The organism is Pelomonas cellulosilytica, from assembly GCF_021353265.1.
Lineage (GTDB): Bacteria > Pseudomonadota > Gammaproteobacteria > Burkholderiales > Burkholderiaceae_C > Pelomonas > Pelomonas cellulosilytica.
This window is the reverse complement of record NZ_JAJTWU010000011.1, coordinates 213,593-229,275: the sequence shown is the minus strand read 5'-3', so window position 1 is coordinate 229,275 and position 15,683 is coordinate 213,593. Positions and strand designations below refer to the sequence as shown.

The 15,683-nt window shown below is 70.1% G+C and carries 12 protein-coding genes; 5 read left to right on the top strand and 7 right to left on the bottom strand.

The window, feature by feature from the left end:
- Nucleotides 1–169: 169 nt before the first annotated feature.
- The 3 genes from LXT13_RS25295 to sbcB all read right to left on the bottom strand — a co-directional run bounded on the left by LXT13_RS25295 (nucleotide 170) and on the right by sbcB (nucleotide 2,996).
- Nucleotides 170–445 carry a flagellar basal body rod protein gene (locus tag LXT13_RS25295; RefSeq protein WP_233375092.1) on the bottom strand — a complete coding sequence of 92 codons (276 nt, stop codon included), beginning with the start codon at nucleotides 443–445 and terminating at the stop codon, nucleotides 170–172.
- 114 nt (nucleotides 446–559) lie between these two features.
- On the bottom strand, nucleotides 560–1,486 hold the full coding sequence (locus LXT13_RS25290) for a GGDEF domain-containing protein (protein ID WP_233375091.1): 927 nt from the start codon (nucleotides 1,484–1,486) through the stop codon (nucleotides 560–562).
- Between the two features lie 70 nt (nucleotides 1,487–1,556).
- Nucleotides 1,557–2,996: an exodeoxyribonuclease I gene (gene sbcB / locus LXT13_RS25285; RefSeq protein ID WP_233375090.1), complete on the bottom strand. Its 1,440-nt coding sequence runs from the start codon at nucleotides 2,994–2,996 to the stop codon at nucleotides 1,557–1,559.
- A gap of 95 nt (nucleotides 2,997–3,091) precedes the next feature.
- Here sbcB and LXT13_RS25280 point away from each other — a divergent pair, with 95 nt between their 5' ends.
- Both LXT13_RS25280 and LXT13_RS25275 read left to right on the top strand, forming a co-directional pair.
- The gene (locus LXT13_RS25280) at nucleotides 3,092–3,886 is read left to right on the top strand and encodes a transporter (RefSeq protein WP_233375089.1); all 795 of its coding nucleotides are present in this window, start codon (nucleotides 3,092–3,094) and stop codon (nucleotides 3,884–3,886) included.
- 13 nt (nucleotides 3,887–3,899) lie between these two features.
- Nucleotides 3,900–5,444, top strand: a complete 1,545-nt coding sequence (locus LXT13_RS25275; RefSeq protein WP_233375088.1) for a methyl-accepting chemotaxis protein — start codon at nucleotides 3,900–3,902, stop codon at nucleotides 5,442–5,444.
- A 66-nt stretch (nucleotides 5,445–5,510) separates the two neighbouring features.
- Here the strand turns inward: LXT13_RS25275 and LXT13_RS25270 are convergent, their stop codons facing one another.
- From LXT13_RS25270 to LXT13_RS25260, 3 genes are read right to left on the bottom strand one after another with little or no spacing between them, the layout of a single operon-like run.
- On the bottom strand, nucleotides 5,511–8,585 hold the full coding sequence (locus LXT13_RS25270; RefSeq protein ID WP_233375087.1) for an efflux RND transporter permease subunit: 3,075 nt from the start codon (nucleotides 8,583–8,585) through the stop codon (nucleotides 5,511–5,513).
- Nucleotides 8,582–9,787: an efflux RND transporter periplasmic adaptor subunit gene (locus LXT13_RS25265; RefSeq protein WP_233375086.1), complete on the bottom strand. Its 1,206-nt coding sequence runs from the start codon at nucleotides 9,785–9,787 to the stop codon at nucleotides 8,582–8,584. The genes LXT13_RS25270 and LXT13_RS25265 overlap by 4 nt, the downstream gene beginning before the upstream one ends.
- Complete coding sequence (locus LXT13_RS25260; RefSeq protein ID WP_233375085.1) at nucleotides 9,784–11,043, bottom strand: TolC family protein; 1,260 nt, start codon at nucleotides 11,041–11,043, stop codon at nucleotides 9,784–9,786. Before LXT13_RS25260 ends, LXT13_RS25265 begins: the two co-directional genes overlap by 4 nt.
- An 84-nt stretch (nucleotides 11,044–11,127) precedes the next feature.
- Between LXT13_RS25260 and LXT13_RS25255 the strand changes: the two genes are divergently transcribed.
- Genes LXT13_RS25255 through LXT13_RS25245 form a run of 3 tightly spaced genes read left to right on the top strand, consistent with a single transcriptional unit; the run spans nucleotide 11,128 to nucleotide 14,503 of the window.
- The gene (locus tag LXT13_RS25255) at nucleotides 11,128–11,793 is read left to right on the top strand and encodes a response regulator transcription factor (RefSeq protein ID WP_233375084.1); all 666 of its coding nucleotides are present in this window, start codon (nucleotides 11,128–11,130) and stop codon (nucleotides 11,791–11,793) included.
- Nucleotides 11,790–13,205: a sensor histidine kinase gene (locus LXT13_RS25250; protein ID WP_233375083.1), complete on the top strand. Its 1,416-nt coding sequence runs from the start codon at nucleotides 11,790–11,792 to the stop codon at nucleotides 13,203–13,205. The genes LXT13_RS25255 and LXT13_RS25250 overlap by 4 nt, the downstream gene beginning before the upstream one ends.
- Entirely contained in the window at nucleotides 13,202–14,503 is a 1,302-nt protein-coding gene (locus tag LXT13_RS25245) for a carbohydrate porin (RefSeq protein ID WP_233375082.1), read from the top strand. Before LXT13_RS25250 ends, LXT13_RS25245 begins: the two co-directional genes overlap by 4 nt.
- Here the strand turns inward: LXT13_RS25245 and LXT13_RS25240 are convergent, their stop codons facing one another.
- Nucleotides 14,504–15,637, bottom strand: coding sequence for a beta-ketoacyl-ACP synthase III (locus LXT13_RS25240; RefSeq protein WP_233375081.1), 1,134 nt, complete (start codon nucleotides 15,635–15,637; stop codon nucleotides 14,504–14,506).
- Between the last annotated feature and the right edge of the window lie 46 nt (nucleotides 15,638–15,683).

Below are 15,683 nucleotides of genomic sequence, written 5' to 3'. Positions count from 1 at the left end.
CGCTCCACGCTTCCTTCCCACACCCGGTCACCCTCATGCAGTTGCGCTTCGCTTCGTTCGCTGTGATCAACTTACGACGGGACTTGCACCCGCGAGAAGTGCGCTCATGCTGAGCGCACAAAAGAAGCGGCCCGCGGGCCGCTGTTCGTGGTGATTGGCGATCGGCCGCTCAGGCCTTGATGTCCAGCAGCGCGCCGGTCGTGTTGAGCTGCGTCTGCAGCACCTTCAGGTTCGCGACGAAGGCATAGGCCGCCGACTGCTGCTCAACGATCCCGTTGGCCGGGTTGATCTCCCTCTCGGGCACCTTATCGACGTTGGTCGGCTCGACGCTGGTACGGCCCTGGTTGCTGGCCGCCAGATTGGCGATGTTGGCCGCGGACGCGCGCAGGCGCTCATTCGCGGCGGAGATGCCGGTCAGGGCGGTGGACAGCGGGACGGTGGTCATCGGAGTTCAGTTTCGAGCGCTCTGGCCGCTACATCGACCGAGCTGCACTGAACTTTAGAACAATCGGCGGGAATCCCCCTGTTTCGGTGGATCGCCGACGCGCGGGGCGTGAAATCAGCCCGCGAGTTCCTCGTAGCTGCCCGCCGGCACGAACACGCGAACGCTGTCACCGCCGGCCATCTTGGCCTCGGTGCACGCGAGCGACGCCCCGCCCAGCACGGCATCGACCGTCGTCAGCGTGTTCTGGATCTGCACAACACCGACGCTGGCCTTAACGCGCGTGCGGTGCAGGCCCCAGCGCAGCCGGTAGGCCGCTACGGCCGCACGCACCTTCTCGGCAATGATCTGGGCGTAGTGCTGGTCGCAGTCGGGCAGCAGGATCGCGAAATGGTCGTCCTCCAGCCGGGCGACTAGGTCGGATGCACGCACCTTGCTGATCAACATCTGGCCCAGGCCATAGAGGAAATGGTCGCCCACTTCGGCGCCCATGTCCTTGATGACCTCGCCGAAGCGGTCGACATCCAGCCACAGCACCGACACCGGCTCATTGCGCCGGCTGCCCACGTGCTCGGCCAGGCGGCGTTCGAACTCGCGACGGTTGGCCAGCTCGGTGACGGCGTCGTGCTTGGCCGTCCAGGTGGGCTGCAGGCGCTGGGCGCGAGCCACGCTCACGTCCTCGACGATCCACAACGACTCGCCGGCCGGCTTGTCCCAGTGCACCGGCGTGGCTTGCAGTCGCCCCCAGAAACGGTGGCCGTCGCGCTTGACGTACTCGATCTCCTCGTCCAGCGGCCGGCCTGCGGCAAAGGCGGCGGCGGCGCGATCCTGCAGGCCCGCATGGGCGAGGTCCGTCGTGTGGACGACGCGCGTGCCCTGACCGGCCAGGTCGCTGTCGTCGCCAAAGCCGAACAGGTGGTTGAACTCGTCGCTGACGACTTGGAAACGCTGACCCGAGACGAAGGCAACGGCTGTGGGCGCTCGCACGAGCAGCGCGCGCAAGCGGGCGGCAGTGAGGTCTTCGGCGGGGGCAGCGGCGTTCATGAGGTCTCCTGCGAGTGCGGGGTTATCGCGCAACTATCGCAGGAGTGCCGGCTTTAAACCATGCCGCAGATCACGCTTCCGGCGCTATTTGCTCGGCGTAGTCATACAGCGCGGACAGGATGGCCTGGCCGCGCTCGTCTGCCGCGTCGCCAAGCTGGTCGATGCGCTCCATGAAGCTGGCGAGCGTCAGCGCCCCGCCCTCCCCCTGGTGCAGCCGCGCCGCGCAGTGCGCCTGCCAGCGCTCGCCTTCCTCGGGCGACAACGCCGCCGGGAAGTTGCGCGCGCGCCAGCGGAAGACCAGCTCGTCCAGCCGACCGTCCTGGAAGGCCAGCTTGCCTAGCGCCGCGCGCTCGGCGAGCTGATCAGGCGGCGTGGTGCGCACGCGGTTCAGCGCGCGGCGGTCCTCGTTGCCGATGAAGCCGCCATAGAGGTCTTCATCCACGTCGACCGGCGCGAATGGCTCGCGCTGGAAGACGTCAAGCCACAGGCCGTCGAGCAGCCGGCCCTTCTCGGCCAGCAGCGTCGCGTTGGCGAGCTGCGCCTCGACGTCGTGCCCCCAGCGCTCGGCCATGGCCGGGGTCAACGTCTTCAGGTTGCCGATGACGATGGGCGACTTGTTGACGTGGATGGTCTTGATCGGCAGCCTCGTCACGCCCTCGGGCAGGTCGTCCTGCTTCGTGAACATGCGCTGCCGGATGGCGTCGGCGCCCAGCGTCAGCAGCTCTTCCGGCGAGACGGCGCAGTCCCAGACAATGAGTTCGTTCTTGTTCGTCGGGTGTGGTGCCAGCGGCCAGACCATCGCAACGCAGCCGCGCTCCGGGCCGTACATGCCCGACACGTGCAGGAAGGGCTTGCCGATGCCGATCTCGTCCCACACGGCCTGCTTGGTGCGCAACTTCAGGCAGAAGTCCCACAGCTTGGGTTGTGCATGGCGCAGCTTGCGCGCCAACGCGACGGTGGCACGCACGTCGGACAGCGCATCGTGCGCGGCCTCATGCGCGAGGCCATTGGCGGCGGTCAGATGCTCCAGCTTGAAACTCGGCCGGCCATCGTCGTGCTTCGGCCACTCGAGGCCGTCGGGCCGCAGCGCGTAGGCGCAGCGCACGACATCGAGCAGGTCCCAGCGGCCGCAGCCGTTCTGCCATTCGCGGCCATAGGGGTCAATTAGATTGCGCCAGAACAGATGACGCGTCACCTCGTCGTCGAAGCGGATGGAGTTGTAGCCCACGCCCACCGTGCCGGGCAGCGCCAGCACGGTCTCGATGGCGGCGGCGAACTCGTGCTCGGGCACGCCGCGCTCCAGGCAGTGCTGGGGCAGGATGCCGGTCAGCAGGCAGGACTCGGGGTCGGGCAGGTAGTCGGGCGCCGGCTGACAGTACAGCATCAGCGGCTCGCCGATCTCGTTGAGCTCGGCATCCGTGCGCAGGCCGGCGAACTGCGCCGGGCGGTCGCGGCGCGGCACGCGGCCGAAGGTCTCATAGTCGTGCCAGAAGAAGCTCAAGTCGGTCATGGTCGGCACGATATCGCAAGCCTGCCCCGTCCCGATCGCCAAGCCGGGCAGGCTCCGTTAAAGTCATCCATCTCAGGACGAACGGGGAGATCGGCTTGAAGACGCACGCTGTGCTGCTGCCCGGTTGGCTGGCCCTGACGCTGAGCGCCACCGTCCACGCTGCCGATGACCCCATTGCCACCGACCGGCCGGACTTCGTCGAATCCAGCGACGTCGTCGGCAAGGGCCGGGTGCAGATCGAAACCAGCCTCGCCTGGGAATACGACCGCGAGGGAATCCTAACCAGTCGACAGCGAAGCACGCCGACGCTGCTGCGCATCGGGCTGAACGACAACTGGGAGCTGCGCTTCGAGACCGATGGCCGGATGGTGCAGCGGCTCGGGGATGACAGCGGCACGGTGCGCCAGCGGGGCTGGTCCGACGTGTCCGTGGGCTTGAAATGGCATGTGGCCGATGGCGACGAGGAGCAAGGCCGGCCCGGCATCGCCTGGCTGTTCCACGCCGACGTCGACAGCGGCAGCGGCACCTTCCGCGGCCAGGGCGTTCGCCCCTCGGTGCGGCTGGTGGCGGAGTGGGAGCTGCCGGGTGGCCTGTCCATCGGCGTGATGCCCGGGATCTACCAGGAGCGCAACGATGCGGGCAGCCGCTACATCGGCACTCTGCTGTCCGGCGTCGTCGGCAAGCAGCTGACGGAGCGCCTGCGCGGCTTCGTCGAGCTGTCGGGCCAGCAGCTGGCGTCGACGCGCAACGGCGGCAACACCATCACCGCCGACGTCGGCCTGGCCTGGCTGCTGACCCGCGACCTGCAAGTCGACGGCGCGGTATCCCGTGGCCTGAACCGCAACAGCCCCGACTGGAGCTGGACGGTGGGCATCTCCTCCAGATTCTGAACGCGAGGTCGACATGACGATGACATGGCATGTGCGGCACCGGCTGCTCGCACTGAGTCTGCTGGGCCTGGCTTTCGTGCTCGGCACCGGCACTGTGGGTTACCTGTCGCTGCAGCAGATGGCCGGCATGGCCGCCCGACAGTCCCTGGCGAGCGAGGCGCTGCGATCCCAGATGGAAGCGGACATGATGCATGACACGTTGCGCAGCGACGTGCTGGCCGCGCTGCTGGCGGCCAGCAAGCAGCAGGACAACGAGCTGGCGGCGGCCGCCAAGGACATCCGGGAGCACACCGAAGAGTTCATCAGCGACATGGCCAAGCTCAAGGGCATGGCGGTCAACGACGAGATCACGGCTTCGGTGCAGAAGACCCAGACCCAGCTGAACGCCTACATCAAGAGCGCCAACGAGCTGGTGACGCTGGCAGGAAAGGATCTGCCGTCGGCCGAGCGCCGGCTGCCGCAGTTCGTGAGCGCGTTCAAGGCGCTGGAAGCCGACATGGCCCATGTCAGCGACCTGATCGAAGACCACGAGAGGCAGACGCGCGAGCAGGGTGTCGCGACGGCCTCGACGGCGGGGAACACGATGATGGCGACGGCGCTGACCGCCACGTTGCTGCTGCTGGCCATCAACGCCTGGATCGGCCGGGGCATCGCCGGCCCGCTGGCTACCGCGCTGCAGGCCACGCATCAGGTGGCCGGTGGCGACCTGACGCTGCAACTGCGCAGCGACGGCACCGACGAGACCGCCCAGCTGCTGGCGGCGTTGCAGTCCATGAGTGGCGAGCTAGGCGCCATCGTCGGCGAGGTCCGTGCGAGCGCCGAGTCGGTGGCCCAGGGCTCCACCGAGATCGCCGCCGGCAGCCTGAACCTGAGCCAGCGGACCGAAGAACAGGCGAGCAGCCTGGAGCAGACCGCTGCCGCGCTGGAGCAGATGACAGCCGCGGTGAACAACAACGCCGAGACCGCACGGCGGGCCTCGGAACTGGCACGACAGGCCGCGCAGGCCGCGACAGCAGGCGGGGAAGCCGTAGGCCGCGTGGTGAGCACCATGGCCGAGATCTCCGGCAGCTCGCGCCGCATCGCCGACATCATCGGCGTCATCGATGGCATCGCCTTCCAGACCAACATCCTCGCGCTGAATGCCGCCGTCGAGGCCGCCCGCGCCGGCGAGCAGGGCCGGGGCTTTGCCGTGGTGGCCGGCGAGGTGCGGCTGCTGGCGCACCGCAGTGCCGACGCCGCCCGGGAGATCAAGGCGCTGATCGCCGATAGCGTGACCAAGGTCGAGCAGGGAACGACCGAAGTGGACCAGGCCGGGCATACCGTGCAGGGCGTCGTCAGGCAGGTCGACGGCGTCAGCCAGCTGATCAGCGAGATCGACGCGTCCAGCCACGAGCAGAGCCGAGGCATCGGCCAGGTGGGCGCCGCGATGACCTCGCTGGACCAGATGACGCAGCAGAACGCAGCGCTGGTCGAGCAGACCGCGGCGGCGGCCGAGAGCCTGAAGGTGCAGGCCAACCGGTTGACCGGCCTTGTGTCCCGGTTCAAGTTGCGGACCTGAGCCGGGCATGCGGGTTGCCCCGCCTGCCTCCCGGGCAGCACTCGCCGTCCCCGATGTCGACCGCCGTCAGTCAGCCTGCGCGGATGCCCCTTTTTCGAACCACGCCACGTAGAGCGTCGGCAGCACGAGCAGCGTCAGCAGCGTCGCCGTGACCAGCCCGCCGATGACGACGACGGCCAGCGGCCGCTGCGTCTCCGCGCCGATCTCGTGCGACAGCGCCATCGGCAGCAGGCCCAGCGCCGCCAGCATCGCCGTCATCAGCACCGTGCGCAGCCGCTGCATCGAGCCTTCGCGCACGGCCGATCGCACGTCTTGCCCTGCCTGGCGCAGCTGCTGGAACACGCTGAGCATGACGACCCCGTTGAGCACCGCCTGGCCAGACAACGCGATGAAGCCGATTGCCGCCGACACCGACAGCGGAATGTCCAGCGCCCACAGTGCGACGAAGCCGCCGATCAGCGCCAGCGGCACGTTCAGCAGGATCAGCGCGGCCATGCGGAAGTCATTGAAGGCGTTGAACAGCAGCACGAAGATCAGCAGCAGCGAGATCGGCACGACGATGGCCAGGCGCTTCATCGCGCGTTCCTGGTTCTCGAACTCGCCCGACCAGCTCAGCGCATAACCCTCCGGCACGCTGACCGACTTCGCGATGCGGGCCTTCATGTCGGCGACGACCGAGCCCATGTCGCGGTCCTTGATGAAGATGCCGATGGCCATCGTGCGCCGGCCGCCCTCGCGGGCGATGTTCATCGCGCCCGTCGTCTCGCGGATGCTGGCCACCTCGGACAACGGCACCGTGCCGCCCCCCGGCGTCGACACCAGCGTGCGCGGCAGCTCGGTGATGGCGCGCTTGTCCTCCGGCAGCCGCACCGTCACGGCGTACTTGCGCTCGCCCTCCCAAAGGTAGGTGGCGGCCTTGCCGGCCAGCGCCGCCTCGATGACGTCCTCCACGTCGCCGACGTTGAGCCCGAGGCGCGCCGCGCGTGCACGGTCGATGTCGATGACGAGCTGAGGCAGCTCGCCCTCGCGGTCGATCTCGGCCTGATAGACACCCTCCACCTGCTTCACCTCGCGCTGGATGTCGTGCATCACGCGGCCCAGCGCGCGCAGGTCATCACCCGAGGCCTTGATGACGATTTGGCCGTCGATCTGAGAGATGGACTCCAGCACGTTGTCGCGGATGGGCTGCGAGAACGACGGCTCCATGCCCGGCACGGCGGACACCGCCTTGTCCATCTCGTGGATCAGGTCGGCCTTGGTCATGCCGGCACGCCACGTCTCCGCGGGCTTCAGGTCCACGAAGATCTCGGCCATGCTGATCGTCTTGGGGTCTGTGCCGTCCTCGGGCTGGCCGGTCTTGGAAACGACGGTATTGACCTCCGGCACCATGTGCAGCGCCCGCCGCACCTGGCGCAGCATGCGCGTGGCCTCCGGCGTCGACACGCTGGACGGCAGCCGCAGGTTGACCCAGATCGTGCCCTCGTCGAGTTCCGGCAGGAACTCCGAACCCAGCCGCGACGCCACGCCCAGTGCCAGCGCGAACGCCAGCGCCGCCAGCCCGATGACGAGCCGCGGCCGGGCCAGCGCCCAGTCCAGCACCGGCGCATAGAGGCGCTTGGCGTTCTGCACGAGGCGGTTGTCCGCATGCGGCAGCTTCCGGCGCAGCAGCCAGAAGGCCAGCAGCGGCACCAGCGTCAGCGAGAACACCAGCGAGCCCAGCAACGCCATACTGACCGACAGAGCCATCGGCTGGAAGATGCGGCCCTCGTGGCGCTGCAGTGCAAAGATCGGGATGTGCGCTGCGATGATGATGAGCATCGAGAACAGCGTCGGCCGGCCGACCTCGTCGGTGGCCGTCGCGATCAGCGTCAGGCGCTTCCTTCGGTCCAGCCCTTCGCCGCGCTCGGCGAGGCGGTGCATGATGTTCTCGACAACGATGACCGCACCGTCGACGATGATGCCGAAGTCCATCGCCCCCAGGCTCAGCAGGTTGGCCGGCACGCCCAGCACCTTGAGGCCGAGGAAGGTGCCCAGCAGCGCAAGCGGGATGACCGCCACCACCGCCAGGCTGGCGCGCAGGTTGGACAGGAACAGGTACAGCACCAGCGACACCAGCAACGCGCCTTCGACGAGGTTGCGGAACACGGTGGACAGCGTCTTGCCCATCAGCCAAGTGCGGTCGTAGAACGGCACGATCTGCACGCCGGGCGGCAGGCCGCGCTCGTTCAGCTCGGCGATCCGGGCCTTCACGCCCTTGAGCACGGCGCTGGCGTTCTCGCCCTTGCGCATGACGACGATGCCCGTGACGACATCGTCGTCCTCGTCCTGGCCCACGACACCGAGCCGCGGCACGCCGCCGACCTCGACGTGGGCGACGTCCCGGATCAGGATGGGTGTGCCGTTGCGCGCGGCGACGACGATGTCGCCGATGTCCTCGGCCGAGCGCAGCAGGCCGATGCCGCGGATCGCGTACTGCTGCGCGCCCTGCCCCACGTAGCTGCCGCCGGCATTGCCGTTGCCGCGGCCCAGCGCGTCCAGCAGGTTCTGGAAGGTCAGGCCGTGGGCGCGCAGCCTGTCCAGATCGGGCTGCACCTCGTACTGCTTGATAAAGCCGCCCATGGCCACCACGTCGGCCACGCCGGGCACCTGGCGCAGGCCGCGCTCGACGACCCAGTCCTCGAGGGAGCGCAGCTCAGTCGTGCTCTTGCCGTCGCCGCGCAGCCGGTAGCGCATCACCTCGCCGACCGGCGTGGAGTTGGGTGCGATGTCGGCCGTCACGCCGGGCGGCAGGTCCACGCCGCGCAACCGCTCGGCCACCTCCTGGCGCACCGCCTGAACTTTGGCGTCGTCGTCGTACGTGATGACGGTGTACGACAGCCCGAACTGCGTGTGCGAGAACACGCGGATCGCGTTCGGCAGGCCCGACAGCGCGACCTCGATGGGCAGCGTCACCTGCTTCTCGACCTCCTCGGCCGCATGGCCGGGGTGCAGCGCAATGACGGTGACCTGCGTGTCGGTCACGTCGGGGAAGGCCTCCACCGGCAGGTTCACGAAGGCGACGATGCCGGCGCCGACGAACAGCAGCACTGCAAGCACGAGGAGCACGGGCTGGCCCAGGGCCAGCAGCACGAGGCGCTTCATTGCTGCGACGCCTTCGCGGAAGCCGGCTGCGCGCTGGCCTGCGCGACGCTCATCTGGCGGTCCAGCAGCAGCGCGTTGTCCGTCACAACCTGCTCGCCCGCCTCCAGCCCACGCCGCAGCACGACCTGCTGGCCGCTGGCCGCGCCCTGCTCCACCTCTCGCGCCTCGAACACGCCCTGCTTGGGCGACACGAATACCCAGTGCTTCTCGCCGCGCAACAGCACGGCGCTCGCCGGCACGACGACACCCTCGCCCGGATGCCGCTGTACATGGGCCGTGGCCAGCATCTCGGCCTTGAGCAGCCGCTCGGCGTTGTCCACGCGGCCGCGGACCTTGACGGTGCGCGTCTGCGGGTCGATGGCGTCGGCAAGCGCCGTAACCTGGCCGGTGAAGCGCCGGCCCGGATAGGCCGGCACCTCCAGCTCGAAGGCGCTGCCCGGCTTCAGCGTGCCGACCTCGGACTCGCGTGCATCGATCTGCACCCACAGGGTCGATGGGTCGCTGACCACGAACAGCGCCGGCACGCCGGGGCCGCTTTGGTCAGGCCGGAGCTCCTGCCCCGGGTTCAGGTTGCGCTCGACGACGACGCCGCCGATGCTGGAGCGCAGCGCCAGTTGCTGGTCCACGCCACTGCCGCCACCGTACAGCCGAACGCGGGCATGGGCGCGGGCCTGCTCGGCCTCGGCGCGCGCCGCATCGGCCTCGGCCTGCTCGACGTCGCGCCGGGCCACGATGCCGGCCGCGAGCAGCTCGCGTTGCCGCTGCAGTTGCCTGGCGGTCAGCGCGTGGTCGGCCTCGGCGCGGGCGGCGTCCGCCTGGGCGGCGCCGAAATCCGGCGAGGCCAGCGCGGCCAGCAAACTGCCGGGCTTGACGACGCTGCCGACATCCGCCGCGATGCGCTCGACACGGCCGGCGAAGGCGGGGTACAGCCGCTGAGTGCGGTCCTCGTTCCAGACGAGCTTGGCGCTAAGCGCCACGTCCACCGCGCTGCTGGGCCGCGCCGGTTCCAGCTTCAGCAGCCGCAGCTGCGGATGGCCGGCAGGAAAGATCAGCTGCGCGCCCTGCAACACAGCCTCGCCGGAAACCGGCTCGGCATGGGTGTCGCCATGGCAGGCGGTGAGGCAGGCATGCAGCGCCAGCGAGGCAGCAGCCATCAGCGCGACCCGCAGGCCACGGTACGGAGAGGAAACGAAGGCAATCATGGATGGTCCAGGGAGGCGGAGTCGGTCAGCAGGCGCCAGGCGCCTTCGGCACGGGCGTGGTCGGCGCGCGCGGCCAGCGCGTCCAGAACGGCGGCGCGCAGGCTGCGCCGGGCGTCGATGAGGTCGGTCAGCGGCAGCGCTCCCTTCCGGTAGGCCAGCTCGGCCTGGGCCAGTACCCGGCCGGCCTGGGGCAGAAGCTCGTGGGCGTGCACGTCCAGCGTGTGTGTGCTGGCCGCCAGGTCCTGCCAGGCCTGATCCAGGTCCGCCTCGGCCTGCAGCCGCGCCCTCGCCGCCAGGTCCTCGGCCTGTTGCAGCTGGGCAACGGCATGACCGATCTCGCCCTGCTGCGCGTAGCCGATCTGCAGCGGCATCTGCAAGCGCAGCTCGACGAGCCGCGTCGATGTGCCGGGAAAATGGTCCACCGACACGCCCCACGTCACGTCCGACTGCCGGCCGGCCCGAGCCCCCTCCAGCGCCGCGCGCGCCGCGTCCACACGCGCCTGGGCGGCCTGTACGTCGGCGCGGCTCTCGACGAGGGCTTCGCGCTGCGCATCGGCCAGCACGGCAGGCGGCGCACCGACGACGGGCCAGACGCTGTCGTCCACGCGCAGCTCGGCGTCGCTGCGGCCGATCAGCCGGCCCAGCGCCAGGCTGGCGCGGCGGCGGTCGGCCTCGGCATTGGCCAGGTCGATGCCGGCACGACCCGTCTCGATGTCGGCGCGTGCCAGGTCCTGCGCCGAGATGTCGCCGGCGCGGTGGCGGGCGCGCATTGCGGCGAGCAGCTCATCGGCGCTGCGCTTGAGCTCAGCCACCTCCGCCACACGCTGCTGCGCGGCGGCCAGGTCCACGCTGGCGGCCAGCGCCAGCGCCAGCTGCTGCCGGCGCACGTCCTGTAGGTCGCCGTCCGCGGCGTGGGCGGCAGCCAGCGCAGCGGCGGTGCGCAGCGCGCGCTTGCCGCCGCGCTCCCACGTCCAGTCCACGCCGACGGACTTGTCGATGCGCTTGTCCGTCAACAGGTTGCCCGGCCCAAGGCCGTGCTGCAGGTCCATCTGGCTGGACTTGAGCGTCAGCTGCGGCAGCGGCGCATGGTCGGCGGCCAGGATGTCGGCGCGCGCGGCGGCCAGCCCCGAGCGGGCTACCGCCACGTCCATGTTGGCGGCGGCGGCACGCAACACCTCCGCCAGGGCGAGCGGTGCATCCGCCCGGGCGGCCGGCGCCGCCAGCGCGGCGGCCAGCAGGAAAGCAGAGAACTTCATGGCCGGCGTTGTCGCCGCAGCCACCTGACCAGAAGCTGACCTCGCCGACACCGTGCAGACAGGCCCGTCGGGTAACTTGATGTCATGCGAATTCTTCTTGTCGAGGACGACGCGACGCTCACCCGAGTCGTCAGCCGCAGCCTGGCCGACCAGGGCCACGAGGTCGACCCCGCCGCCACCGCCGACGAGGCCCGCTGGCTGTGGCGCGTGCTGCCGCTGGACGCCGTGCTGCTGGACCTGTCGCTGCCTGACGGCAACGGCCTGCAGCTGCTGCGCGAGGCCCGCGGCCGCGGCGACCGCACGCCCGTGCTCGTGCTCACCGCCCGCAACCGCACCGAGGAGCGCATCGCCGGGCTGGACGCCGGCGCCGACGACTACCTTGGCAAGCCCTTCGACCTTGCGGAGGTCGAGGCCCGGCTGCGCGCACTGGTCCGGCGCCGGCTGGACCTCGAAGACGAAGTGCATCTGGGCAGGCTGCACCTCGACCGCCGCACACAGCGCCTGTTCCTCGGCGGCGAACCGCTGCAGCTGCCGGCGCGCGAGTTCGCCGTGCTGCGCGAGCTGCTGACACCGCCCGGCCGCGTCGTCAGCAAGGCCGCGCTGGCCGACAAACTGTCCGGCTTCGACGAGCTGCTGGCCCCCAACGCGCTGGAGGCCTTCATCTCGCGGCTGCGCAAGAAGCTTCAAGGCAGCGGCGCAGAGATCCGCACGCTGCGCGGCCTGGGCTATCTGATCGAGGCCGCGGCTTGACGACGACGAGGCCGTCGCTGCGCAGCCGGCTCGTCCGCCACGTCACGCTGCCGCTGCTGTTGACCTGGGGCCTAGGCTCGGCGCTGGCGCTTGGCATCGCAGCCTACTTCACGCAGCAGGCCTTCGACCGCTCCATGCTGGACGACGCCTATCTGCTCGCTGCCCACCTCGCGCCAGGGCCGGACGGCCGCTGGGCGCTGAACATGAGCACCGATGACCTGCGCACCGTCCTCTACGACCGCACCGAGACCGTCTTCTTCGCCGTGCAGGGGCATGACGGCAACCTCATCGCCGGCCATGCCGGGCTGCAGATGCCACCTGCTGACGAGGGAGCCGACTGGCGCTATGCCGACCTGCACTTCCAGGGGCGGGACCTGCGCGCGGTCATCCTCGATCACGGCGGCCCGCCGGTGCGCATCGTCGTCGCGCTGACGACGAATAGCCGGCGCGTGCTGCTGCGGCGGCTGGTGACCTACTCCCTTGTTCCGCAGGCGCTGCTGCTGATCGCCCTCGTCGCCTGGCTGCGCCGGCGCGTCAGCCACGACCTGCGCCCGCTGTCGCAATTGCAGGAGCTGGTGCAGGCGCGCGACAGCAGCGACCTCTCGCCGCTGCCGCGCGCACTGCTGCAAGGCGCCGCCTCACGCGACGTGCACGGTCTGGCCAGCGCCATCGACGACCTGCTCGGCCGCGTGGCCCAGAGCGTAGCGGCGCAGCGCGAGTTCGCCGGCACGGTGGCCCACGAGCTGCGCACGCCGCTGGCTGGCATCCGCGCGCTGGCCGACTACGGATTGGCGCACGACGACCCGCGCTGCTGGCGCGAGCAGCTCGAGGCGGTGGCCCAGAGCCAGCAACGCGCGAGCCGCCTCGTCGACCAGTTGCTCGCGCTGGCGCTGGCCGACGAGACCGACGCGGCGCTGCCACTGAAGCCGCTGGACCTAGCCGACCTCGTGCGCAGCCAGCTGCTGCGCGTGCTGCCGCGCGCCGACGCGGCCGGCCTGGAGCTCGAAGCCAGCGGCCTGGACGCGCCGGCCTGGGTGCGAGGCGACGCCGCCCTCATCGAGGGCCTGCTCGGAAACCTTCTCGACAACGCGCTGCGTTACGGCCGGCCGGCCGAAGGCGGCGGCTGCCTGCGCGTGGACTTGAGCCGGGCCGGCGCGAGGACGCTGCTAACCGTCAGCGACGACGGCCCGGGACTGGACCCGGCCGCATGCGCCTCGCTGACCTCGCGCTGGCGCCAGGGCCCCGAAGGCCGGCGCCTCGGCCAGGGCGCCGGTCTGGGCCTGGCTATCGTTCAACGCTATGCAGCGCTGATGCAGGCGCACTTCCGGCTGGACGCCGGCCCTGCCGGCCGCGGCCTCGGGGCCGTCGTCGCCTTCCCGTCATGCCAGGGCATGACACTCCCCACCCCATGATCCGCCTCACGCCGCTTGCCATTACCGCCGCACTCGCGGCGCTCGCCACGTCCAGCCATGCCGACGACGGCGAACGCTGGAGCGTCCATGCGCAGTTCACCGTCGTGGCGCAGCGCCACGGCCGGTTCACATCACCGTACGAGGGCGACAACAGCCTGCGTGCCGACGAGGGCACGAAGACGACGATGGACGCCACTGCCTTCCTCGGCCTGCGGCTGTGGCAGGGGGGCGAGTTCTACGTGAACCCCGAGCTCGACCGCGGCTTCGGCCTCAGCGACACGCTGGGCGCGGCCGGCTTCCCGAGCGGCGAGGCCTACAAGGTGGGCCACCACTCGGCCTATGGCCGCTTGCAGCGCGCCTTCCTACGCGAGACCGTCGCCCTCGGGGACAGCGCCCGAGAGGACGTGGCCCCGGCCGCCAATCTGCTCGGCGGCAGCCGCCTCGTGGACGGGCTGACGCTGACCGTCGGCAAGTTCTCGGTGGTCGACGTGTTCGACACCAACGGCACCGCTCACGATCCGCGAAGCGACTTTCTGAACTGGTCGGTCATCGACGCCGGCGCCTTTGACTATGCGGCAGACTCCTGGGGCTACAGCCTGGGCGCCGCGGCCGAGTGGCGCCAGGGCGACTGGACGGCTCGCGCCGGCGTCTTCGCCCTGTCCCGGGAGCCCAATGGCACGCGGCTGGACGCCAGCTTCGCGCAGCACCAGGGGGTCGCGGAGCTGGAGCATCGCCACGACATCGCCGGCCGAACCGGCACGGTGAAGCTACTGGCGTTTTCGTCACGGGCCCGCATGGGCGCTTACGACGACGCCGTGTGGCTGGGTCGCCCGGCAGACACGTCGGTGGTGCGCCGGCCCGCAAACAAGCACGGCTTCGCCATCAATGCCGAGCAGGCGCTGACCGGGGGCGTGAGTGCCTTCGCCCGCTACAGCCACAACGACGGCCGCACCGAGTCCTTCGACTTCACGGACATCAACCAGTCGCTCAGCACCGGCGTGACCGTCAAGGGCGCGGCCTGGTCTCGGCCCGGCCACACGCTGGGCCTGGCGATCGCGGTGAACGGGCTGTCAGCGCCGGCGCAGCGGTACTTTGCGGCGGGCGGGCTGGGCATCCTCGTTGGCGACGGCCGGCTGGCGCGCTACGCCCGCGAGCAGATCGCCGAGGCCTCCTACACCCTGCCGCTGGTATCGGGCCTGAGCGCCACGCTGGACCTGCAGCGCCTGCAACATCCAGCCTACAACGCCGAGCGCGGGCCGGTCGCCGTCATCGGCGCCCGGCTGCATGCGGAGCTCTGATCAGCGCTTGCGGACGACGACGCTGCCGATGGAGTAACCAGCGCCGAACGAGCAGATGACGCCCGTGTCGCCGGCCTGCAGGTCGGCACGGTGATGCTGGAAGGCAATGATGGAGCCGGCCGACGCGGTGTTGGCGTACTCGTCCAGGATCAGCGGCGCCACGTCGCTGCCGGCATCGGCGCCGACGAGCTTCTTGATTACCAGCTGGTTCATGCCCTGGTTGGCCTGGTGCAGCCAGTAGCGCCGCACCTGCGTCGGCTCCAGGCCCAGCCGGGCCAGATGCGCCTCGATGTGCGCCGCGGCCATCGGCACCACTTCCTTGAATACCTTGCGGCCCTCCTGGTAGAAGGTCAGGTCGCGAGCGTCCGGGTCGCGGTCCTCTGCGCGGTTCATGAAGCCGAAGTTGTTGCGGATGTTGCTGCTGAACTGCGTGGCCAGCTGCGTGCCAAGGATCTCCCACGCGTCGGCGCTGACCGCCGTGTCCGCGCGCTCGACGAGCAGCGCCGTGCAGACGTCGCCGAAGATGAAGTGGCAATCACGGTCGCGCCACTCCAGGTGAGCCGACGTGATCTCCGGGTTCACGACCAGCACGCAGCGAGCCGAGCCGGTGCGCACCGCGTTGAAGGCCTGCTCCAGCGCGAAGGTGGCCGATGAACAGGCCACGTTCATGTCGAAGCCGTAGCCGCCGGCGCCCAGCGCCTGCTGGATCTCGACGGCCATGGCCGGGTAGGCGCGCTGCATGTTGGCGCTGGCGCACAGCACGGCGTCCACGTCGGCGCCGGTGCGCCCCGCTTGCGCCAGCGCCTGCCGGGCAGCGTCGACGGCGATTTCCGCCATCAGCGACAGCTCCCCGTCGCCGCGCGGCGTGAAGCGCGGATACATGCGCGCCGGGTCCAGCACGCCGGCCTTCTCGATGACGTAGCGCTGCTTGATGCCCGAGGCCTTCTCGATGAACTCGACGCTGGAGTGCGGCACCGCCGCGCGCTCGCCGCTCGCGATAGCCTCGGCATGCTGGGCGTTCTGCTGGTCGGCATAGGCGTTGAACGCGTCCACCAGCTCGGCGTTGGTAATGACGTACGGCGGCCGGTACAGGCCCGTGCCGCTGATGACCACGGGCGGATACTGAGCTTGCATGATGGATTCGGCGGCCGTCGCCAGGGAGTCGTGGGGTTGGGGAGTC